Raw genomic sequence first — 20916 nt, 5'->3', positions numbered from 1 at the left:
AGGAGCTGACATGCTCGATCGAATCACCAGCATGCGCGTCTTCGCCCGTGCCGCCACGGCCGGTAGCCTCTCGGCCGCCGCGCGTCATCTGGATATGTCGCCTGCCATGGCCAGTAAGCATGTCGATGCGCTGGAGAGCCGCCTGGGCGTCAAGTTGTTCCACCGCAGCACGCGGCGGCTGACCCTCACGGAGGCCGGCAGCAACTACCTGGAAGCCTGTCAGCGCATCCTGCCGGAGGTTGAAGAAGCCGAAGCCAGCGTCGCCTCGCAGCGGATCGAGGCAACCGGTCTGTTGCGTATGAATGTGCCGCTGACCTTCGGCACACATTTCATCGCCCCGCTCATTCCGGAGTTCAGCCGCCGCCATCCGGCGGTCAAGGTAGAGCTTGGCCTGACCGACAGCCGGGTCGACCTGCTCGATGGCGGCTGGGACATGGCCGTGCGTATCGGCTGGCTGCAGGACAGCCCCATGCAAGCCAGGCAACTTGCCGATTGCCCGTTGCTGGTCTGTGCCGCGCCGCGCTACCTGGATGAACGAGGGGTGCCGCGCAGCACCGCCGACCTGGGCCAGCATAATTGCCTGGGTTACAGCCTTTCGAGCGTTGCCGCCGGCAAGGTCTGGCCCTTTGGCCGCCATGCCGAGGTGCGGGTCGCGGTCAACGGCGATCTGGTTGCCAACAATGGCGAAGCCCTGGTGGCCGCTGCGGTCGGTGGCCAGGGCGTGATTTATCAGCCTCAGTTCATCGTTGCCAAAGCGCTGCGCAGCGGTGAACTGGTCGCCCTCGAACTGGATCAGCCGTGCGTCGCGCTCGGCGGGATCCATGTGGTTTATCCGCCAGACCGGCGTCCACCGGCCAAGGTCCGGGTAATGATCGACTATCTGGTCGAGTCGTTCGCCAGCGACCTGCCGTGGAGCCTGCCATCGAGCTGAGCGCCGAACGCCCGGTAGCACCGCCGACGGATTGAGTTAGGGCTTGCCGGCCAATTCTCCAGATTCGCCACTTCAGTACAGAGCAAGCAGGTCGATGGCCAGCTCCAGCTCCAGCTCGTCGATGATTTGTGTCGCGCGGATCGTCGTCGCACCGCCGCGGCTCGTTCCTGCACTCCGCGTTTCGTGCGCCCTTTTGCCTCCTCCGGCATGCCCGTCGCTCCTGCGCGGCGAGCCTGGCGTCTCGCTCGTTGCCGTCGACCCGCGGCGGTAGAAAAAGATGAACCGCCAACGTCGGGAAAAGTCGGAACAGATGTGCCCGGCAGTAATCACGCCGCGCTCGTGAGTTATTCCAGTATCCCGCGGAGCCTTCGATTCGCCTATTCGCGCCGGTTCACCTTTTCATCGTGCAGCCCGCTCGTCCGCTCCGCCAGCATCCGTCCCGCGGCGTATTCCCAAACGCAGCGGGGCCAATGGAGTGTTTATGAAAGCCGTTGTCTACCACGCCGTTGGCGATATCCGCTTCGAAGACGTACCGGACCCGCTAATCCTGGCGCCCACCGACGCCATCGTGCGCATCACCTCATCGGCTATCTGCGGTACGGACCTGCATTTCGTCCGTGGCACCGTCAGCGGCATGCAGCCCGGCACCATTCTCGGCCACGAAGGCGTCGGCATCGTCGAGGCGCTGGGCGCCGACGTGCGCAACCTGCAGATCGGCGACCGGGTGGTGATTCCATCCACCATAGCCTGCGGCAATTGCTCCTACTGCCGGGCCGGCTACTTCGCCCAGTGCGATGGCGCCAATCCCAACGGCAAGGAAGCTGGAACGTCCTTCTATGGCGGTCCGCAGACCACCGGCCCGTTTCATGGCCTGCAGGCGGAAAAAGCTCGCATACCGTTCGCCAATGTCGGCCTGGTCAAGCTGCCCGTGGAAATCAGCGACGACCAGGCGATTCTGCTTTCCGACATTTTTCCTACCGGCTATTTCGGTGCCGAGATGGCCGAGGTGGGCAGTGGCGACACCGTAGCGGTCTACGGCTGCGGGCCGGTGGGCCAGTTCGCCATCGCCAGTGCCAAGCTGCTTGGCGCCGGCCGTGTATTTGCCATCGACCGGCATGACGATCGCCTGCGCATGGCGCAGCGGCAAGGCGCTGAGGTCATCAACTTCGACCGCGAGGACCCCGTCGAAACGCTCAAACGGCTCACCGGCGGCATCGGCGTGGACCGGGTGATCGATGCCGTGGGCATCGACGCCGAGCATGGCTGCTGCGGTGCCGCGGCAGCTGCCGATGCCGATGCCGATGCCGATCACAGCCAACCCTGGCAGCCCGGCGATGGCCCTTCGCAGGCGCTGGAGTGGGCGGTGCAGAGCATTGCCAAGGCCGGCACGCTTTCGATCATTGGCGTGTATCCGCCGGATGCGATGACCTTCCCCATCGGTATGGCGATGAACAAGAACATCACCATCAATATGGGCAATTGCCACCACCGCAAATACATCCCGCGGTTGATCGAGATGATTCAGGCGCGCCGTATCGATCCGGCGAAGATCCTGACCCAGGTGAAACCGATGACCGACGTGATCGCCGCGTTCGAAGCTTTCGATCGGCGCGAGAACGGCTGGATCAAGGTGGAGCTACAGCCGCAGCGCAGCGATGCGCGCGGCAGTGAGGAGCACGTGCTGGACGAAGTGGTGGCCGAAACCTACCCCGCCAGCAACCCGACCAGCATGCAGAATCCGAGCTGAGCCGAGGGCAGTCCATGGCGGGCATTCATATCGGCATATCCGGCTGGCGCTACGCACCCTGGCGCGGTGACTTCTATCCCAAGGGGCTGACGCAGAAGAAGGAGCTGTGCTTTGCCTCGCGGGCGGTGAGTAGTATCGAGATCAATGGCTCGTTCTACGCCCTACAGACACCGGAACGCTACGCGGATTGGTATGCCGACACGCCCAAGGGCTTCGTCTTCAGCGTCAAGGGGCCGCGCTACATCACCCATGTGCGCAGGCTGCGAGAGGTGGAAAAGCCGCTGGCCAACTTCTTTGCCTCGGGCATCTTCCAGCTCAAGGAAAAGATGGGTCCGATCCTTTGGCAGTTCCCGCCTTCCTTCAAATTCGATCCCGAACTGTTCGAGTCGTTTCTGTGTCAGCTGCCCCACGACAGCGAAGCGGCGTTGGCCCTTGCCAAGCAATGCGAACCCCGGATGGAGGGCCGCAGTTGCTTGTCCATCGATCGCAAGCGGCGGCTGCGCCATGCGGTGGAAATCCGCCATACGAGCTTCGTCGATCCCGCATTCATCGACCTGCTGCGCAAATACCGGGTCGCACTGGTGGTGGCCGACACCGCGGGCAAGTGGCCGCACCGCGAAGACCTCACCAGCGACTTCGTCTACATCCGCCTGCACGGTGCGGAGGAGCTCTACACCAGCGGCTACACCGATGCAGCACTGGATGACTGGTGCAGGCGCATCCAATGCTGGAGCGAAGGCAGCCAACCTGACGATGCCCACCTGATCAGTACAAGCAAGCCCCGGGCGCGACGCTCACGCGAGGTGTACTGCTATTTCGACAACGATGTGAAGGTCCGCGCGCCCTATGACGCGCGGCAACTGCTGCGCCGGCTCGGCCTGGAGGAACACCTGCAGGTCACACCCGGTGAACTAGAAGGAGCAATGGTTTGACTCTGGATAAAGGCCATCCCATCGAAAGTGCCGATCTCGACGCGCACATGGCGACCGCGGTCAATTCGATCCGCATTCTCACGGTGAACACACACAAGGGTTTCACCGCCCTCAATCGTCGCTTCATCCTCCCGGAGCTGCGTGAGGCAGTGCGTAGCGTCTCGGCGGACATGGTGTTCCTGCAGGAGGTTCTAGGCACGCACGACAAGCACGCACTGCGCTTTCACAACTGGCCGGCCACACCGCAGTACGAATTCCTTGCCGACAGCATCTGGACCGACTTCGCCTACGGGCGTAACGCGGTCTACCCCGACGGCGATCACGGCAACGCCCTGCTCTCGAAATTTCCGATCATTCGCTACGAGAATCTCGACGTCTCGATTGCCGGGCCTGAGCGTCGTGGGCTTCTGCACAGCGTGCTGCAGGTACCGGGGCACGACGAGTTCCACGCCATCTGCGTGCACTTGGGCCTGCGCGAGTCGCATCGCCAGCAGCAGCTTGAGCTGCTCTGCAATCTGCTCGATTCGTTACCCGAAGGTGCGCCGGTGGTGGTGGCCGGCGACTTCAACGATTGGCGGCTCAAGGCCACGCAAAAGCTGGACCGCTGTGCCGGGCTGCATGAGGTTTTCGCGGTCGCGCATGGGCAGGTCGCGAAAACATTTCCGGCCCGCTGGCCGATGCTGCGGCTGGACCGCATCTACGTGCGCAATGCCAGCAGTCATGATCCGCGAATACTTGGTAACAAACCCTGGACACACTTGTCCGATCATCTGCCCCTAGCGGTGGAGATACATATATGAGTTACCACTGGAGAGACGGAAACCGCCTTCAGTTGCTGGAAAACGGCGAAGAATTCTTTCCTCGAGTGTTCGAGGTAATCGCCCAGGCCAAGAAAGAGGTGCTGCTGGAAACCTTCATCCTGTTCCAGGACAAGGTAGGCGCCGAACTGCAGAAAGCACTGATCGCCGCTGCGGAAAACGGTGCCAGCGTCGACGTGACTGTCGATGGCTACGGTTCCGCGGACCTGCACGGGGAATTCGTTACGGCGATGACCCGGGTAGGCGTGCGCATTCACATGTTCGACCCCGGCAAGCGCTTGCTTGGCCGCCGGCTCAACGTGTTTCGCCGTATGCACCGCAAGATCGTCGTGGTCGATGGCGAGGTTGCCTTCATCGGCGGCATCAACTTCTCCGCCGACCACCTGGGCGACTTCGGCCCGGCAGCCAAGCAAGACTATGCGCTGCAGGTCGAAGGCCCGGTAGTACGCGACATCCACCACTTCGCTCTCAGTCAGATCGCCCCGGACAATCCGCCGCATCGCTGGTGGCGGCGCCGTCTGCGTCAGCAGACTCCGGGCTATGGTGGCGTCAGCCGGGGCGAGGCGCGTGCGTTGTTTGTCGTGCGCGACAACGATCAGCACCGCAACGATATCGAAGATCACTACTTACAAGCGATTCGAGATGCACGCTCCAGGCTATTGATTGCTAACGCTTACTTCTTCCCTGGGTATCGCGTGCTGCGGGAAATCCGCAACGCGGCAAGGCGTGGCGTGCGGGTGCGCCTGATACTTCAGGGCGAGCCGGACATGCCCATCGCCAAGTTCGGCGCGCGCATGCTTTACAACTACCTGATGCGCGATGGCGTGGAAATCCATGAGTACTGCCGGCGTCCGCTGCACGGCAAGGTCGCGCTGGCCGACTATGAGTGGTCGACGGTGGGCTCGAGCAATCTCGACCCGCTGAGCTTGTCGCTCAATCTGGAAGCCAATCTGGTCATCCGTGACCATGTCTTCAACCGGCACCTGCACGAGCGGCTCGATCACCTGCTGCAGACAGACTGCCGGCGCATTCCGCTGGAGCGGATCATCCGTGGCTTCTGGTGGCGGGCGCCGCTGGCCTTTCTGATCTTCCACTTCCTGCGCCATTTCCCGGGGCTGGTAAACCTGTTCCCCGAGCACAAGCCGCGCCTGGAACTGCTCGATTCCGACACGCCTGACCTCGATACGGTGTCGTCACCCATGCAGCGAGAACAACGATGAGCGATACCTCCAAAGGCGAGCCGAAAAGCGGCTGGCGTCGGCGCTGGCCGCTGATCAAGAAGATCCTTACCTACGTCTTCTTCGCCCTTGTTGTCGGGCTGTTGATCGGCCTGGCGCGCAACCTCGATTGGCAGGAGGTCTACAACACCCTGCGCAACTACCAGGCCAAGACGCTGTGGATGGCAGGCGCGGCGGCGGTCGGCAGCTATGTGGTGTACTGCTTCTTCGACGTGCTCGGCAAAGGCTACGCGCGCCACGACCTGCCGATCAGGCAAATCCTGCCGGTGACCTTCGTCTGTTATGCATTCAACCTGAATTTGAGCGCCTGGGTCGGTGGCATCGCCCTGCGCTTTCGCCTCTATTCGCGCCTAGGGCTGCGGCCTTCGCAGATCACCCGGGTGTTCACCATGAGCATCCTGACCAACTGGCTAGGCTACATGTGGCTGGCCGGGATGATCTTCATGATGGGTTGGATCAAGCCCCCGGCGAGCTGGGAAATAGGCTTTACCGCGCTGCGTGTGCTGGGTGCCGGCCTGCTCGCGGCGTGCGCGGTTTACCTGGGGCTGTGCGGTTTCTCCAAGCGCCGTTCATGGACCATACGCGGCCACGAAATACACCTGCCGTCGCTACGGCTGGCGCTGATTCAGCTGGTATTGGGCGCAGCCAACTGGTCGCTGATGGCGCTGGTGGTTTACTACATGCTGTCGCAGCAGGCGCCCTATCCGGAGGTGCTGGGCATTCTGATGATCAGCAGCATCGCCGGTGTGGTGACCCATATCCCCGCCGGCCTCGGGGTGATCGAGGCCGTTTTCGTCGCCATGCTCGCCGACGACATGAGCAAGGGCGCCATCGTCGGCGGCTTGATCGGTTACCGAGTGGTGTACTTCCTGATACCGCTACTGCTGGCGACCTTGGTCTACATCGTCCTCGAAGCCCGCGCGAAGAAACTGCGCAGCGGCAACCAGACAGACGAGCAGCAACCCGCTTCGCAGGAAGCGGGTTGAGCGGGGATCGGTTGGCAGAGCCGGTTCCGCGTTGGTCCGAAAAATGGGTGGACTGAAGGCCACCCCTACCCCTGCGTAGGTTTCTGCGCGGGCGCGGATCTGCCGCTAGCCGCTCGAGCCCACCCTGCGATCGTCATATTCCACGACCTTCCCTGTAGGGTGGGCTTCAGCCCACCGATCCACTGATCCACCGATTCAAGTCGCTATTCCGTAGCCGTACCCCAGCCACGGTTGCTGACCATGCGACCGCCAGAACTCCTTGCGGCGCCCTCTGGCATACAACGATGAGCGCTGCGCACATGCAAAAACGCCGCTCGGATTACCCGAGCGGCGTTTGCCTATGTTCAATCGCTGGACCTGGCTGCCCGCTATCCTTGCGGCCGCAACACGAGCACACCCAGCGGTGGCAAGGTCAGTGACAACGACACCTTTTCACCGTGACTCTCGATCGGCTCGGCGAGCATGCCGCCGCCGTTGCCGGTGTTGGAGCCGCCGTAGCATTCGGCATCGCTGTTGAACACCTCCAGCCACTTGGCATCCACCGGCACGCCGATCCGATAGGCCTCGCGTACCACCGGCGTGAAGTTGGCAACCACCAGTAGCGGGTGCCCTGTCGAACTCTTGCGTAGCCAGGCGAATACGCTGTTGGCGCGGTCGTCGCCGATCAGCCACTGGAAGCCACGCGGATCGCTGTCCAGTTCGTGCAGAGCCGGTTCCTGGCTGTACAGGCGGTTCAGGTCGCGGACCAGGTTCTGCGTGCCACGGTGATCCGCCTCTTCGAGCAGGTGCCAGTCGAGTTCACGATCATGGTTCCACTCGCGCCACTGGCCAAACTCGCAACCCATGAACAGCAGCTTCTTGCCTGGGTGCGTCCACATGAACGACAGATAAGCCCGCAGGTTGGCGAATTTCTGCCAGCGGTCACCCGGCATTTTGTCGATCAGCGAGCCTTTGCCGTGGACCACTTCGTCATGCGAAATCGGCAGGACGAAATGCTCGGAATAGGCGTAGACCATGCTGAAGGTCAGTTTGTCGTGGTGGTACTGGCGGTTGATTGGGTCTTCCTGAACGTACTTCAGCGAGTCGTGCATCCAGCCCATGTTCCATTTGTAGGAAAAGCCGAGGCCGCCCTCACTGGTGGGCTTGCTCACGCCGGGGAACGCCGTCGACTCTTCGGCGATCACCAGCGCGCCGGGGGTTTCGGTAGCTACCACGTCGTTCAGGTGGCGCAGGAAGTCGATAGCCTCGAGGTTCTCGCGACCGCCGTAGCGGTTGGGTATCCACTCGCCCTCCTGGCGTGAATAGTCGCGATAGAGCATAGAGGCGACAGCATCGACACGCAGGGCATCGACGTGGAATTCACGCAGCCAGTGCAGTGCCGAGGCCAGCATGAAGCCGTGTACCTCGGTACGGCCGAGGTTGTAGATGTAGGTGTCCCAATCCTGGTGGAAGCCTTCGAACGGATGCGCATATTCGTACAGCGCCGTGCCATCGAATTCGCCCAGACCATGGGCATCGGTGGGAAAGTGTGCCGGCACCCAGTCGAGGATCACCCCGATGCCGGCGTTATGGCAGGCATCAATGAACTCGGCGAAATCATGGGCATTGCCATAACGGGCGCTGGGGGCGAACTGCGAGAGCAGCTGGTAGCCCCAGGAGCCGCCAAATGGGTGCTCCATGATCGGCATCAGCTCGATATGGGTAAAGCCCATGTCGACCACGTAGGGAATCAAGCGCTCGGCCAGTTCGTGCCAGTCGTACAGGCGGCCATCGTCACCGCCGTCGCGCCGCCAGGAGCCTGCATGCAGCTCGTAGATGCTCATCGGCGCATTGACCGAGTGCCGCGCGGCACGCTGTTGCAGCCAAGCCTGGTCCTTCCACTGGTAGTCCAGCGGCTTGGCGATGACCGAGGCGGTTCCCGGCGGATGCTCGGTCGCCAGCGCGATGGGGTCGGCCTTGAGCGGCACGATGCCGTTGGGCCCGAGAATCTCATACTTGTAGCTATCGCCCGGCTGCAGGCGCGGGATGAACAACTCCCAGACGCCGGAAGGAAAGCGCAAGCGCATCGGATGCCGACGCCCGTCCCAGCCGTTGAAGCTGCCGACCACCGAGACACGGCGCGCGTTGGGCGCCCAGACGGCGAAGCGCACGCCTTGCACGCCGTCGACTTCCAGCACTTGCGAGCCGAACACCCGCCCGATCTGCCGGTGATTGCCTTCGGAGAACAGGTGCATGTCCAGCTCGCCAAGCTGCGGGCCAAAACTGTAAGGGTCTTCGGTGATCTGCTCGCCTCCGGCCCAGCGGATTTTCAGCAGATAGGGTTGCTGGTGCGGCAAGCGGGTGAAGAAAAAGCCTGGCACCTGCCCCTGTTCCATGACGGCCAGCTGCTGCTGGTCACGGTCGAGAACCTCAACGCCAAGGGCATTGGGGAGGTAGGCGCGGATCACTACGCCCTCGCCATCCGGGTGCGGTCCGAGGACGGAAAACGGGTTGCCATGTTCGGCTCGCACCAGGGCATCTACATCGGCATCGCTGGGCATCAGGGTTTCCCCTGGCATGGTCAGAACCGGGCGATCAATCATTGGAACCTCCATCGAAAAGCTGTTGTGCCAGGGCCAGCAATCCCTGTAGCGGGACGGGCAACCAGGCTGGGCGGTTCTCCGCTTCGTAAACGATCTCGTATGCGCATTTTTCCAGGCTGAACAACAACAGTGCAGCATTCGCGCCATCCTGGTCGCGCCAGTCGTGCGGCAAATCGGCTGTCGCCTCGCGATAGGCCTCGAGGAACACTTGCTGCGCGCTGCTCTGGTAGCTGGCAGCGATGCGTTCGCGGGCCTGATCCGCTTCCGGCGTGCTGTCGCTGATCTGCGCACCACGAACGGTCATGGCCGCGGCATATTCGAACGAACGCAGCAGCCCTGAGACATCCTTGAACGGGCTGTGTTTCGCGCGCCGCTCATCCAGCGAGCGGGCCGGCTCACCTTCGAAGTCGATGAAGTAGGCATCACCCTGCACCACCAACACCTGCCCGAGGTGCAAGTCGCCGTGTACTCGGGTTCGCACGCCTCCCACGGTTCTAGCAGCGAGACGTTTCACCTGTGCGATGAGCTTGTCGCGACGTGCAAGCAACTTGCCGAGCGCCGCCGCCTCTTCGCGTTCGAAGCTGGCGCGATGTTCCTCCAGGCGCTGCAGGGCCTGTTCAAGCTGGTCGCTGACACTCTGTTCCCACTGCTGGGTGTCCGCTTCCTTGGTGCTTTCGTAAGCGAACGCCGGATCGTCGGTCTGCGCGGCGAGGGCCATGTGCATTTCACCGAGCCGCTGGCCAAGCAGGCGGTTGAAGGACTGCAGTTCGTCCAGTGCGCTGAACTGGTTTTCGTGCATCGACACGCCGCCGGCGATTTCGTCACGCACTGCGCGATCCAGGTTGTTCAGCGTCCAGACCCAGGCATCACCCTGACTTTCGAGGAAGTGCTGAACCACCATCAGCGCGACGGGCTCCCCCTGCTTGTTGATACGGCTGACCTGACCAAGCATGGCGGAGATGTGGTTAAAGCCTCGTTCCGTCAGGAAGCCGCCCATTTCCAGTTCAGGGTGAATGCCCGGTGCCACGCGGCGGAGCAATTTGATCATCACCGAGTTGTCGATGATCGCCGAGCTGTTGGATTGCTCAGCGGAGATGAAACGCACTTCCGGATTGGCCGACAGTTGCAAATCGGCCAGCTGAGGCATCGGCACGAAGCGAATCTCACCGTCGTTGCACGGCAGTACCAGTTCGTCGCGCAAACCCTGGATAACTGCGCCGCTGAATTGCTCCAGTGCAAACGCATCGGTCATCAAGCCTACCTGTGGTCCACGGCGCACACGGGCCAGAGCCAGTTGCTGCGGCAACGCAGCTTCGAAGTCGGTCTCGGCAAGAAAGCCCAGCGGCAGCTGGTAAAGATCGCTGCGCCCGGCGGACTCCACGCACAGCTCGCTGAGCAATACCGGGCGGTTCGGATCGCCGAATGGCACGCAATAGCTGATACGGACCGACTCGATCGCCACATCCTTGGCGGCGAACCAGCGCCGTTTGGGGAGGTAAGCCGGCAGCGATTCGGTTTCCAGAATGCGCCGGTTGGCAGCAGTCAGGGTATCCAGGCGCTTGAGCACCAGCGTCTGGAAGTCCGGCATGGTATCCACCGGTTCCTGGTGCCAGCTCGGCATCTGGTTGGTCGGTGCGAGCTGGAACCAGTAGAAGCCGTACGGCGGCAGCGTCAGCAAGTACGGCAGCTGGCCGATCGGTGGGAAAGCACTGCCGCCGACCATCTCCACAGGCACCATCCCGGCGTACTGAGACATTTCCAGCTCAGCGGCCTGAGCCGAGCGCGAGACATTAGCCACACAGAAGATGATCTCGGTGTCGCCGTTCTCCGCGGTGAACTCGCGCATGTAGGCAAGAATGCGCCGGTTGCTCGGCGCGAGCATTTTCAAAGTGCCACGACCGAACGCCTTGAACTGCTTGCGGATGGTCAGCATCCGTCGCGTCCAATTGAGCAGCGAGTGCGGGTCGCGCTGCTGGGCTTCGACGTTGATGGTGTAGTAGCCGTAAAGCGGGTCCATTACCGGTGGCAGCACCAGGTTCGGCGGGTCGGCACGGGAGAATCCACCGTTACGGTCAACCGACCACTGCATCGGCGTGCGCACGCCGTCGCGGTCGCCGAGAAAGATGTTGTCGCCCATACCAATCTCGTCACCGTAATAGATCACCGGCGTACCTGGCATCGACAACAACAGACAGTTGAGCAACTCAATGCGTCGGCGATCGCGCTCCAACAGCGGCGCCAAGCGGCGGCGAATGCCAAGGTTGATACGAGCGCGCTTGTCCGAGGCGTAGTAGTTCCATAGGTAGTCGCGCTCCCTATCGGTCACCATCTCCAGCGTCAGCTCGTCGTGATTTCGCAGGAAGATCGCCCACTGGCAGTTCTCCGGAATTTCCGGGGTTTGGCGCAGAATGTCAGTGATCGGGAAGCGATCTTCCTGGGCAATGGCCATGTACATGCGAGGCATCAGCGGGAAGTGAAAGGCCATATGGCACTCGTCACCCGGCCCGCCGTTCTCACCACCGAAGTACAGCTGGGTGTCTTCCGGCCACTGGTTGGCCTCGGCGAGCAGCATGCGATCAGGGTAATTGGCGTCGATCTCGGCGCGGATGGCTTTGAGTACGACGTGGGTTTCCGGCAGGTTCTCGTTGTTGGTGCCGTCGCGCTCGACCAGATAGGGAATCGCATCCAGCCGCAGGCCGTCGATGCCCATGTCCAGCCAGTAGCGCATCACCGCCAGAACGGCCTTCATCACCTGCGGGTTATCGAAGTTCAGGTCCGGCTGGTGCGAGTAGAAGCGGTGCCAGAAGTATTGCTTGGCCACCGGATCCCAGGTCCAGTTGGATTTCTCGGTATCGAGAAAGATGATCCGCGTGCCTTCGTACTTGTCGTCGGTGTCCGACCACACGTAGAAGTTGCGCGCCGCCGAACCCTTGCGTGCCTTGCGGGCGCGCTGGAACCAGGGGTGCTGGTCCGAGGTGTGGTTGATGACCAGTTCGGTGATCACCCGCAGTCCGCGCTTGTGCGCTTCGGCAATGAAGCGCCGCGCATCGGCCATGGTCCCGTATTCGGGATGCACGCCGCGGTAATCGGCGATGTCGTAACCGTCGTCACGCCGCGGTGATGGATAGAACGGCAACAGCCAGATGGTGTTGACCCCGAGGTCAGCGATGTAGTCGAGCTTCTCGATCAGACCGGCGAAATCACCGACGCCGTCATTGTTCGAGTCGTAGAACGACTTCAGGTGCACCTGATACACCACCGCATCCTTGTACCAGAGCGGGTCTTTGATGAATGCCGCTGGTTTGCGCGGTTTTGCCATGGTCTTCATTCCTGTCGCGGTGTGAAGGCCCGGTCAGATCAAATGACAGAGCAACGGCGTAACGAAGCTGGAATGTACATTAGGAAAAGTATCTAACTAATTGATTAGTAGCGCTTTCCAGCTTCGTTCGAGAATTTACTTGAGGTCTGGATCCGGCTGCTGCACCGTCAGGCGCCAGATGCCGAACGGCAGATGCGCAGGGTCTATACGCATCCACTGGGTCTTGCCGTACCAGGTCCAGCGGTGGCCATTCATCAGGTCCTCACCCTGGGTGTGAGCGTCATCCGGCAAGCCGAGCTCCCACAGGGGTAGCTCGAAGTGCGCCTCCTGAGCGTTGTGCGGATCGAGGCTGATGGCGACCAGGATGAAGTTCGACAGGTCTGCGCTGCGTTTGCCGAAGTAGAGGATGTTGTCGTTCCAGGCCACATAAGCCTTGAAGCCAAGGTGCGTCTGTAGCGCCGGGTTCATCCGGCGGATGCGGTTGAGCTGAGCGATCTCCGCAACGATGTTGCCCGGTGCGTGGTAGTCGCGAACACGGATCTGATACTTCTCGGAGTCCAGATACTCTTCCTTGCCCGGAATGGCCGCTGCCTCGCACAGCTCGAAGCCGGAATACATGCCCCACAGCCCCGAGCCCATGGTGGCCAGCGCCGCACGGATCAGAAAGCCGGCACGGCCGGAGTCCTGCAGAAAGAACGGGTTGATGTCCGGCGTGTTGACGAAGAAGTTCGGCCGGTAGCAGTCGCGTAGCGGCGGCTCGTTCAGTTCGGTGAGGTACTCGCTCAGCTCGGCCTTGGTGTTGCGCCAGGTGAAGTAGGTGTAGCTCTGGCTGTAACCGATCTTGCCCAGGCGCGCCATCATCCCCGGGCGGGTGAACGCTTCGGAAAGGAACATCACGTCGCGATCACGCTCGCGGATATCGGCAATCAGCCATTCCCAGAACGGCAGTGGTTTGGTGTGAGGGTTGTCGACCCGGAAGATCTTCACGCCCTGTTCCACCCAGTGCCAGACCACATCGCGCAGCGCTAGCCACAGACCCGGCTTGGCGTCTTCGGCATAGAAGTCGACGTTGACGATGTCCTGATATTTCTTTGGCGGGTTTTCCGCGTATTTGATGGTGCCGTCCGGGCGCCAGGAGAACCAACCCGGGTGCTCCTGCAACCAGGGATGGTCCTGGGAGCACTGAATGGCGAAATCGAGGGCGATCTCCAGCCCATGCTCACGCGCCGCCGCAACCAGCTCACGGAAATCATCCAGCGTGCCCAGTTGCGCGTGGATGGCGTCGTGACCGCCCTCCTCGCTGCCAATTGCATAAGGGCTGCCTGGGTCATTCGGTCCGGCCTGCAGGCTGTTGTTCGGCCCCTTGCGGTGCTGGCGGCCGATCGGGTGGATCGGCGGGAAATACAGCACATCAAAGCCCATGTCGCGAATCGCTGGCAGGCGCTTGTGCACGTCGCGGAAGGTGCCATGGCGATTGGGATCGTCGGTTTCCGAACGCGGGAACAGCTCGTACCAACTGGCGAACTGTGCCAGCGGACGCTCGACATCCAGCGGATACACGGCGCTGCGACTGCAATGCTCACGCGGATCAGCCGTGGCCATTGCTGCAGCCGTTTCTGGCGCGAGCAGGAGCGAAACGCGCTCGTCGTCGGTGTGCGTCATACCGAGGCGGTGCACCAGATCGTCGAGCACTGCGCGGTTCTCGCCCTGTGCGCGAGCGGTGGCCTTCACCAGCAGCTGACGGCCTTCTTCCAGCTCCAGATGCACCGGCACGCCGACGGTGTGTTTTTTCGAGAGTTCGTAGCGATAGGTCTCGAACACATCCCACCAGGATTCGATGACGAACTCGTGCTCGGCGACCTGGGTCGGCGTGAATTGCCCTTGCCAGGCATCGTTGCCCAGCAATTTCAGCCGCGCGCGGCGCCAATTGGTGTCGCCCTTCTGACGCCAGCACACGGCGGCGGCCAGCTGGTCATGGCCGTCGGCGAAAATCTTGCTGGTCACGATCACCGGTTGGCCGATGACCGCCTTGGCGGCGAAGCGGCCTTCGTCGACCACCGGCAAGGTGGACTCGATGGCGATGCGCGGCATCTGCAGGGCTTCTTCGAGTCGAGGGTGGATCGTCGCGTTAGGCTGGGCATCGCTCATCGAAAGGGCTCCTGAGGCGCATGGTTCGGTTGCCCGAGCCGCCTCTGGATGCGTCATCGTGCGGTTCGGGAGGCGACCGGTACGGTTTTTGTCGGCTCTTTCTTCCGAGCCAACGGACCCTGGAAAGTTCAGCCTAACGGGCCCGTTAGCCAGCCCTTCCGGCGATCGGTCGGCAGCCTCGCCGCGCTGGTCGACTGGTCATTGGCAGCGTGGCGACAACCGACACGACGCCGGCTGTCGCCAGTGCGGTTGATGCCGACGGCTGACCGGAACCCATGCGAGCCCTGCGTCTCAATTCAGCATATCTGTCGCTACTGCGTCAGCAGCAGCGCCGCCAGGAGAACGACCATGACTCACGCACGCCCCGATGTGCCGCAACCGGACCCTATCGTTCACGACAAGCCAGGCGATGTGCCGCAGGTGCCTTGTGTCGAGGAGCTCGACGATCACAAGCCAGGCTCGCCATATGGGGATCAATCGGTTGTCGACGCCGACAGCACGCAGCCGGCCTGACGGCTGCGTAGCACTATTCGCCGAATACCAGCAGTGGGTTGTAGCCACTCCTGGCATACACGCCTTCTTCGGCGAGCATCAAATCCAGCGGTAGGCTGGCCAGGTCATCGGCTACCGGATCGGCACGCCCTTGAAGTTGCCGCAGAATGATCTTCAGGTAGCTCTCGCAGGCGCCGCAGGCTTCTGCCTGCACCGGCAAGAAAGGCTGACCCTGCTCATCATCCAGACCGAGATAGAGCAGCTGACCGCCCGTTTCGCAATTGCTGCACTTGACCCGTTCCAGGTGCCATTCGGTCGCGCACAGCGCGCAGTGCAGGAAGCGCACGCCGCTGCGATGCGACTCGTTATGCACCACGCTGGCAACCGGCGGAGAGCCGCAGCAAGGGCACAAGGCACGCGCTTCAGTCAGTGGCTGTGCCGGCGGTTGTGGCAATCCAGCGGCCAGCCTCGCCCAGGCGACCTGCAGAGCCGCGGCCACCAGCGGCATCAGCCCGCGATTGGCTTCGTTGCCGGCGCGCTGTTCGAGCACATCATCGGCAATCGCCTCCAGTGCCCCGGTATCCGCCTCACGCAGCGCTTGCAGCAACGGTCTCTGCCGTTCACCGACGTGCAGCGCCAGCGCATCGAGGATCGCGCTGAGGTCTGCCTGCCAATCCAGATCGCGGCGCAAGGCCCGGAAACCCAGCGGCGGCATGCGATGGGTGAATGCCTGATCGAACGCATCCGGTGCGGGACGCCAGGCCGGCTCGCGGCCGCTTAGTACCTGGTGCTGCGCCTGGGCCAGGCGCGCCATGAAGTCGAGAAACTCATCGAGCGCCGGCACCATCACCATCAACTCCCGCAGGCGCAGCGCCCGGCGGCTGAACAGCTGATCGTCCGGCAGCACGACCTGCGGCGGCTCCATGATCGTGGTGGGTGCATAGCCGAACTCGTGTCCCGCTGCTCCGCGTTTTCCTTTCATGCTCGATTCCCTTGTCGTTCAGTCATGTTCGATTTCGAGACGCCGCGGCATCGCCGGGTTCGCGATGGGGTAAGGCACTTTGGTCGCCGCGTTTTTCGCCGGCCATGACCTCGTCGTACCAGAGCTTGTGATGGTGCTTGGCCCATGCCGGGCTCACACGGCCCTGGGTCATGGCGCGTATCGAACCCTTGACCCAGATTGCCGAGTAGATGTGGATGATCAGCGTCAGGATCGCCACGAACGCGGTCACCGCGTGGATCAGCGCTGCCCAGCGCAACGCCCAGATCGGCATCTCGCTGGCCACCCAGGGCCGCCAGAGCACCACGCCGGTAACTAGCAAGACCGGCACCGTGGCGAGGAATACCCAGTACACCAGCTTCTGCCCGGCATTGTTCTGCCCCACTGGCGGCAGGCGCTCGTCGCGGTTGGAGAGCACATCACCGATCTGCCGCGCCCACTGGATGTCGTAGCGGCGGAACAGGTTGGCGCGGAAGAAGCGCACCGCCTGAATCACGAAGAACAGCGACATGAACACACCGATGTACGGATGCACGATCCGCGTCGGCTCAGGCCCACCGAACAGCGCGGTAAGGCCGAAGAAGGCCGGATAGAACAATGCCAACCCGCTCAGCGTGAGCAACACGAAGCAGATCGCGACGAGCCAGTGGTTTGCCCGCGCCAGCGGCCCATAGCGCAGGATGCCTTTGCGTACGTTGGAATGACTCATGGCCGCCGCTCCTCGTCGCGCATGTCCAGTTCACGGTCCGCTGCAGCTTTCTCGGCGTCAGGCTCGTCCTCCGGTTCCTCCTTCGGCCCTTTGGTCATGTAATGGAAGAAGCCGGCCAGCACCGACACGCCCAGCACCGCGGACATGATCGGCTTGGTCACGCCTTTCCACAGCTCTACCGTCGGGCTGATGTGCGGGTCTTTCGGCAGGCCGCTGTAGATCTCCGGCTTGTCGGCGTGCTGCAGCACGTAGACCACATGGGTGCCGCCGACACCCGCCGGATCGTAGATGCCAGCGTTCTCGTAACCGCGTTCCTTGAGCTTGCCGACCCGGTGCGCGCCGTAGTCGAGCATCTGTTCCTTGGTGCCGAACTGGATCGAACCGGTTGGGCAGCTCTTCACGCAGGCCGGTTCCAGGCCGTGATAGACGCGGTCGGAACAGAGCGTGCACTTGTAGGCCTTGTTGTCCTTTTTCGAGATACGCGGAATGTTGAAGGGGCAGCCCGCCACGCAATAGCCGCAACCGATGCAGTGCTCCGAGTTGAAATCGACGATGCCGTTGGCGTACTGCACGATGGCGCCGGGCGACGGGCAGGCCTTGAGGCAGCCCGGCTCGGCGCAGTGCATGCAGTTGTCCTTGCGGATCAGCCACTCCAGGTCGCCCTCCTCGTTTTCGTACTCGGAAAAGCGCATGACCTCGAAGGACGACGGTGTCAGGTCCTGCGGGGCATTGTAGGTGCCGTCGCATTCGCCGACTTCGTCACGCAGGTCGTTCCACTCCATGCACGCGACCTGGCAGGCCTTGCAGCCGATGCACACCGACACATCGATCAGCTTGGTCACCTTCTCCACGCCACCGGAGCGAATCTGTGGCGAGGGTTCGGTGGTTGCCGAACGCGCGATGATGTTCTGCAGGTTGATCTGGTCACCTCGCATCAGGCGTCTCCTATAGCTTCTCGACGTTCACCAGGAACGACTTGAATTCCGGGGTCTGGGTGTTGCCGTCACCGACGAAGGGCGTCAGCGTGTTGGTCAGGTGCGCTTTCCTCGCCACACCGGTGAAACCCCAGTGGATCGGGATACCGATCTGATGCACGGTGCGCCCGTCCACCTGCAACGGGCGCAGGCGCTTGGTCACTACTGCCACGGCGTCGATATGCCCGCGTTTGGAGCGCACCCGTACCTTCTCGCCAGCCGCGATACCCAATTCCCCAGCCAGCACCTCCCCGATCTCGACGAACTTTTCCGGCTGGACGATGGCGTTGAGCAACACATGGGTCGTCCAGTAGTGGAAGTGTTCGGTGAGGCGGTAGGTGGTCGCCGCGTAGGGGAATTCCTCGAACGTGCCGAAGGTGTCGCGATCCTCGGGGAAAATCCGCGCGACCGGGTTGTGGTACGCCAGCGGATTGTTCGGGTGCAGCGGGTTGTTCGGGATCGGCGATTCCAGCGGCTCGTAGTGCTCGGGGAACGGCCCCTCGCCCAGCCACTCGCTGGCGAAGAAATGCCCGGTGCCGCTCTCGGTAAGGATGAACGGCTTGACGTCGTCTTCCGGCGGCGCGGCGATCGGATAATCCGGTACGTCGGCGCCGACCCAGCGTTCGCCGTTCCACCACACCAGCGCGCGATTCGGGTCCCAGGGCGTGCCATCGGGGCGTGCCGAGGCGCGGTTGTAGAGAATCCGCCGGTTCAATGGCCAAGCCCAGGCCCAGCCGAGCGTTACGCCAATGTCGTACGGGTCGGAATTGTCCCGTCGATCCATCATGTTGCCCTGCTCGGTCCAGGAGCCGGAGTAGATCCAGCAGCCGCAGGATGTGGAGCCATCGGCCCGCAGCTCGCCGAAGTCGTTGAGCAGTTCGCCCTTGCGCCGAATGATCCGGCCCTGGTCCTCGATATCGGCCAATGCGCGGCCGTTGTATTCCTGCGCCAGTTCCGCCGCGGCGGGATGCGCCGGATCGCTGTATTCCCAGGTCAGGTTGAGGATCGGCTCGGGGAACGCACCTCCCTCTTCCTGATAGAGCTTCTGCAAACGGTGGAACACGCCGGCCAGGATCGCCGTATCGGTCTTCGCCTCGCCGGGTGGCGGTGCCGCCTGGTGGTGCCATTGCAGCCAGCGCGAGCTGTTGGTGATCGAGCCATCGTCTTCGGCAAAGGTGGTGGTCGGCAGGCGGAATACCGCGGTCTGGATCTGGCTCGGATCGACGTCGTTGAACTCGCCATGGTTCTTCCAGAACTCGCCGGTTTCAGTCGCCAGCGGGTCCATGATCACCAGCCACTTGAGCTTCGACAGGCCGTCCAGCACCTTCGCCTTGTTCGGAAACGCGGCGAGGATGTTGAAACCCTGGCAGAAGGCGCCGGTCATCTTGCCCTTGGTCATGTCATTGACCGCATAGAGCACGTCGTACAGCGGCTCGGAGAGCTTGGGCAGCCAGTCGTAGCACCAATTGTTCTCGGCGCTGGCGGCCTCGCCGTAGAACGCCTTCATCATGCTGACGAAGAAGCGCTCGTAGTGCTTCCAGTACGACACCTGATTGGGCAGCAGGGGCTGACGGATCTTCTCGCGGATGTAGTCGTCGTAGCGCTGCGCACCGGCCGCTGGCAGCGTCATGTAGCCGGTCAGCAGGTTGGACAGCAGGCCGATATCGGTCAGGCCCTGAATGTTGGAATGCCCGCGCAACGCGTTCACCCCGCCACCGGGCATGCCCATGTTGCCCAGCAGCAGCTGCACCATGGCGCCGGTGCGGATCATCTGCGCGCCGACCGAATGCTGCGTCCAGCCCAGCGCATAGAGGATGGTCATGGTTTTGTCCGGCGCCGCGCTCTGCGCCAGTAGCTCCCACAACTGCAGCACTTTCTGCTGCGGCATGCCGCAGACCCGCTCCACCATCTCCACGGTGTAGCGGCTGTAATGCTTGCGCATCATCTGGAATACGCAGCGCGGATGCTGCAGCGTTTCATCGCGGCGGACGAAGCCCTGCTCGTCCAGATCGAAATTCCAGGTGGCCTTGTCGTACTGATGGCGCTCTTCGTCGTAGCCGGTGAACAGGCCATCGTTGAACTCGAAGCCTTCACGCACCAGATGCGGCGCGTCTGTGTAATGCAGCACGTACTCGTGGGCGTAACGGTCGTTCTCGATCAGGTAGCTGATCAGGCCGCCTAGAAAGACGATATCCGTGCCGGTGCGAATCCACGCGTGATAGTCCGCCACTGCCGTGGTGCGGTTGTAGCGCGGATCGATGGAAATCAGGATCGCATCGCTGCGTTCCTTGGCCTGCATGACCCAGCGGAAGCCCACCGGATGCGCCTCGGCCGAGTTCCCACCCATGGACAGGACGATATTGGCATTGCGAATGTCGACCCAGCTGTTCGTCATCGCACCGCGACCAAATGAAGGGGCAAGACCTGCCACCGTCGGTCCGTGTCAGACGCGCGCCTGGTTGTCGAGTTTGAGAATGCCCAGCGCCCGGGTGAGCTTTTGCGTCAGATACGCCGTCTCGTTGGTGCAAGCCGAAGCTGCCACCATCGAGGTGGTCATCCAGCGATTCACCAACTGACCCTGCTCGTCATGAGTCTCGAAGTTGCGATCGCGATCATCCTTCATCAGGCGCGCGATGCGGTCGAGGGCTTCGTCCCAGCTGATGCGCTTCCATTCATCGGTGCCCGGCTCGCGCACCTGCGGATAGCGCAACCGCGAATCGCTCTTGATGAAGTCGAGCACCCCGGCGCCACGCGGACAGAGCGAGCCGCGACTGACCGGATGATCCGGATCGCCTTCAACGTGGAAAATATGGTCGTGGCTATTGATCGAGCCATCGCCACGCGCGTAGAGCAACATGCCGCAGCCGACCGAACAGTAGGTGCAGATGTTGCGCGTGACCCTGGCGCCAGTCAGTTTGAAATGACGCACAGAGGCCAGCGCCTCCTGGGGGGCGAATCCCATCATCGCCATGCTGGAAGCCCCCAATCCGGCTGCGCCGAACTTGAGAAACTGCCGTCGGGATACTCGTACCGTCATCGG

Annotated in this window: 15 protein-coding genes; 7 read left to right on the top strand and 8 right to left on the bottom strand. The window is 62.4% G+C overall.

The window, feature by feature from the left end:
- Positions 1-10: 10 nt before the first annotated feature.
- Positions 11-931: a LysR family transcriptional regulator gene (locus tag SM130_RS11185; protein ID WP_102825952.1), complete on the top strand. Its 921-nt coding sequence runs from the start codon at positions 11-13 to the stop codon at positions 929-931.
- Positions 932-1003: 72 nt separating this feature from the next.
- Here the strand turns inward: SM130_RS11185 and SM130_RS11180 are convergent, their stop codons facing one another.
- Positions 1004-1261, bottom strand: a complete 258-nt coding sequence (locus SM130_RS11180) for a hypothetical protein (protein ID WP_102825953.1) — start codon at positions 1259-1261, stop codon at positions 1004-1006.
- Positions 1262-1412: 151 nt separating this feature from the next.
- Between SM130_RS11180 and SM130_RS11175 the strand changes: the two genes are divergently transcribed.
- The 5 genes from SM130_RS11175 to SM130_RS11155 are packed head-to-tail and all read left to right on the top strand — an operon-like array spanning position 1413 to position 6652.
- Entirely contained in the window at positions 1413-2678 is a 1266-nt protein-coding gene (locus SM130_RS11175) for a zinc-dependent alcohol dehydrogenase (RefSeq protein ID WP_102825954.1), read from the top strand.
- 14 nt (positions 2679-2692) lie between these two features.
- The gene (locus tag SM130_RS11170; RefSeq protein ID WP_102825955.1) at positions 2693-3610 is read left to right on the top strand and encodes a DUF72 domain-containing protein; all 918 of its coding nucleotides are present in this window, start codon (positions 2693-2695) and stop codon (positions 3608-3610) included.
- Positions 3607-4410, top strand: a complete 804-nt coding sequence (locus tag SM130_RS11165; RefSeq protein ID WP_102825956.1) for an endonuclease/exonuclease/phosphatase family protein — start codon at positions 3607-3609, stop codon at positions 4408-4410. Before SM130_RS11170 ends, SM130_RS11165 begins: the two co-directional genes overlap by 4 nt.
- A complete protein-coding gene (clsB, locus tag SM130_RS11160; RefSeq protein WP_102825957.1) occupies positions 4407-5648 on the top strand; it encodes a cardiolipin synthase ClsB in 1242 nt (413 codons plus the stop codon). The genes SM130_RS11165 and clsB overlap by 4 nt, the downstream gene beginning before the upstream one ends.
- Complete coding sequence (locus SM130_RS11155; protein WP_102825958.1) at positions 5645-6652, top strand: lysylphosphatidylglycerol synthase domain-containing protein; 1008 nt, start codon at positions 5645-5647, stop codon at positions 6650-6652. Before clsB ends, SM130_RS11155 begins: the two co-directional genes overlap by 4 nt.
- Positions 6653-7020: 368 nt before the next feature.
- Here the strand turns inward: SM130_RS11155 and glgB are convergent, their stop codons facing one another.
- From glgB to SM130_RS11140, 3 genes are all read right to left on the bottom strand, one after another.
- Positions 7021-9234: a 1,4-alpha-glucan branching protein GlgB gene (glgB, locus tag SM130_RS11150; protein WP_102825959.1), complete on the bottom strand. Its 2214-nt coding sequence runs from the start codon at positions 9232-9234 to the stop codon at positions 7021-7023.
- A complete protein-coding gene (gene treS / locus SM130_RS11145) occupies positions 9227-12553 on the bottom strand; it encodes a maltose alpha-D-glucosyltransferase (protein WP_102825960.1) in 3327 nt (1108 codons plus the stop codon). Before treS ends, glgB begins: the two co-directional genes overlap by 8 nt.
- A 135-nt stretch (positions 12554-12688) precedes the next feature.
- Positions 12689-14701, bottom strand: coding sequence for an alpha-1,4-glucan--maltose-1-phosphate maltosyltransferase (locus SM130_RS11140; protein ID WP_102825961.1), 2013 nt, complete (start codon positions 14699-14701; stop codon positions 12689-12691).
- A gap of 348 nt (positions 14702-15049) precedes the next feature.
- Here SM130_RS11140 and SM130_RS11135 point away from each other — a divergent pair, with 348 nt between their 5' ends.
- Complete coding sequence (locus tag SM130_RS11135) at positions 15050-15214, top strand: hypothetical protein (protein ID WP_181019276.1); 165 nt, start codon at positions 15050-15052, stop codon at positions 15212-15214.
- Positions 15215-15227: 13 nt separating this feature from the next.
- Here the strand turns inward: SM130_RS11135 and fdhE are convergent, their stop codons facing one another.
- Genes fdhE through fdnG form a run of 4 tightly spaced genes read right to left on the bottom strand, consistent with a single transcriptional unit; the run spans position 15228 to position 20913 of the window.
- Complete coding sequence (fdhE, locus tag SM130_RS11130; RefSeq protein ID WP_102825962.1) at positions 15228-16175, bottom strand: formate dehydrogenase accessory protein FdhE; 948 nt, start codon at positions 16173-16175, stop codon at positions 15228-15230.
- A gap of 22 nt (positions 16176-16197) precedes the next feature.
- Complete coding sequence (locus SM130_RS11125) at positions 16198-16902, bottom strand: formate dehydrogenase subunit gamma (protein WP_102825963.1); 705 nt, start codon at positions 16900-16902, stop codon at positions 16198-16200.
- Positions 16899-17837 (bottom strand): formate dehydrogenase subunit beta, encoded by a 939-nt coding sequence (gene fdxH / locus SM130_RS11120; protein WP_102825964.1) that lies wholly within the window; start codon positions 17835-17837, stop codon positions 16899-16901. The genes SM130_RS11125 and fdxH overlap by 4 nt, the downstream gene beginning before the upstream one ends.
- A 10-nt stretch (positions 17838-17847) precedes the next feature.
- Entirely contained in the window at positions 17848-20913 is a 3066-nt protein-coding gene (gene fdnG, locus SM130_RS11115) for a formate dehydrogenase-N subunit alpha (RefSeq protein ID WP_146029752.1), read from the bottom strand.
- Positions 20914-20916: the final 3 nt, after the last annotated feature.

Source organism: Stutzerimonas stutzeri, from assembly GCF_038561965.1.
GTDB classification, from domain to species: domain Bacteria; phylum Pseudomonadota; class Gammaproteobacteria; order Pseudomonadales; family Pseudomonadaceae; genus Stutzerimonas; species Stutzerimonas stutzeri_AA.
This window is presented reverse-complemented; position numbering and strand designations above follow the sequence as displayed.

Excerpts from the sequence above, each read along its gene's own strand:
- SM130_RS11185 (WP_102825952.1), top strand. The coding sequence starts at position 11 with ATGCTCGATCGAATCACCAGCATGCGCGTCTTCGCCCGTGCCGCCACG.
- SM130_RS11175 (WP_102825954.1), top strand. The coding sequence starts at position 1,413 with ATGAAAGCCGTTGTCTACCACGCCGTTGGCGATATCCGCTTCGAAGAC.
- SM130_RS11170 (WP_102825955.1), top strand. The coding sequence starts at position 2,693 with ATGGCGGGCATTCATATCGGCATATCCGGCTGGCGCTACGCACCCTGG.
- clsB (WP_102825957.1), top strand. The coding sequence starts at position 4,407 with ATGAGTTACCACTGGAGAGACGGAAACCGCCTTCAGTTGCTGGAAAAC.
- SM130_RS11155 (WP_102825958.1), top strand. The coding sequence starts at position 5,645 with ATGAGCGATACCTCCAAAGGCGAGCCGAAAAGCGGCTGGCGTCGGCGC.
- glgB (WP_102825959.1), bottom strand. The coding sequence starts at position 9,234 with ATGATTGATCGCCCGGTTCTGACCATGCCAGGGGAAACCCTGATGCCC.
- treS (WP_102825960.1), bottom strand. The coding sequence starts at position 12,553 with ATGGCAAAACCGCGCAAACCAGCGGCATTCATCAAAGACCCGCTCTGG.
- SM130_RS11140 (WP_102825961.1), bottom strand. The coding sequence starts at position 14,701 with ATGAGCGATGCCCAGCCTAACGCGACGATCCACCCTCGACTCGAAGAA.
- SM130_RS11135 (WP_181019276.1), top strand. The coding sequence starts at position 15,050 with ATGACTCACGCACGCCCCGATGTGCCGCAACCGGACCCTATCGTTCAC.
- fdhE (WP_102825962.1), bottom strand. The coding sequence starts at position 16,175 with ATGAAAGGAAAACGCGGAGCAGCGGGACACGAGTTCGGCTATGCACCC.
- SM130_RS11125 (WP_102825963.1), bottom strand. The coding sequence starts at position 16,902 with ATGAGTCATTCCAACGTACGCAAAGGCATCCTGCGCTATGGGCCGCTG.
- fdxH (WP_102825964.1), bottom strand. The coding sequence starts at position 17,837 with ATGCGAGGTGACCAGATCAACCTGCAGAACATCATCGCGCGTTCGGCA.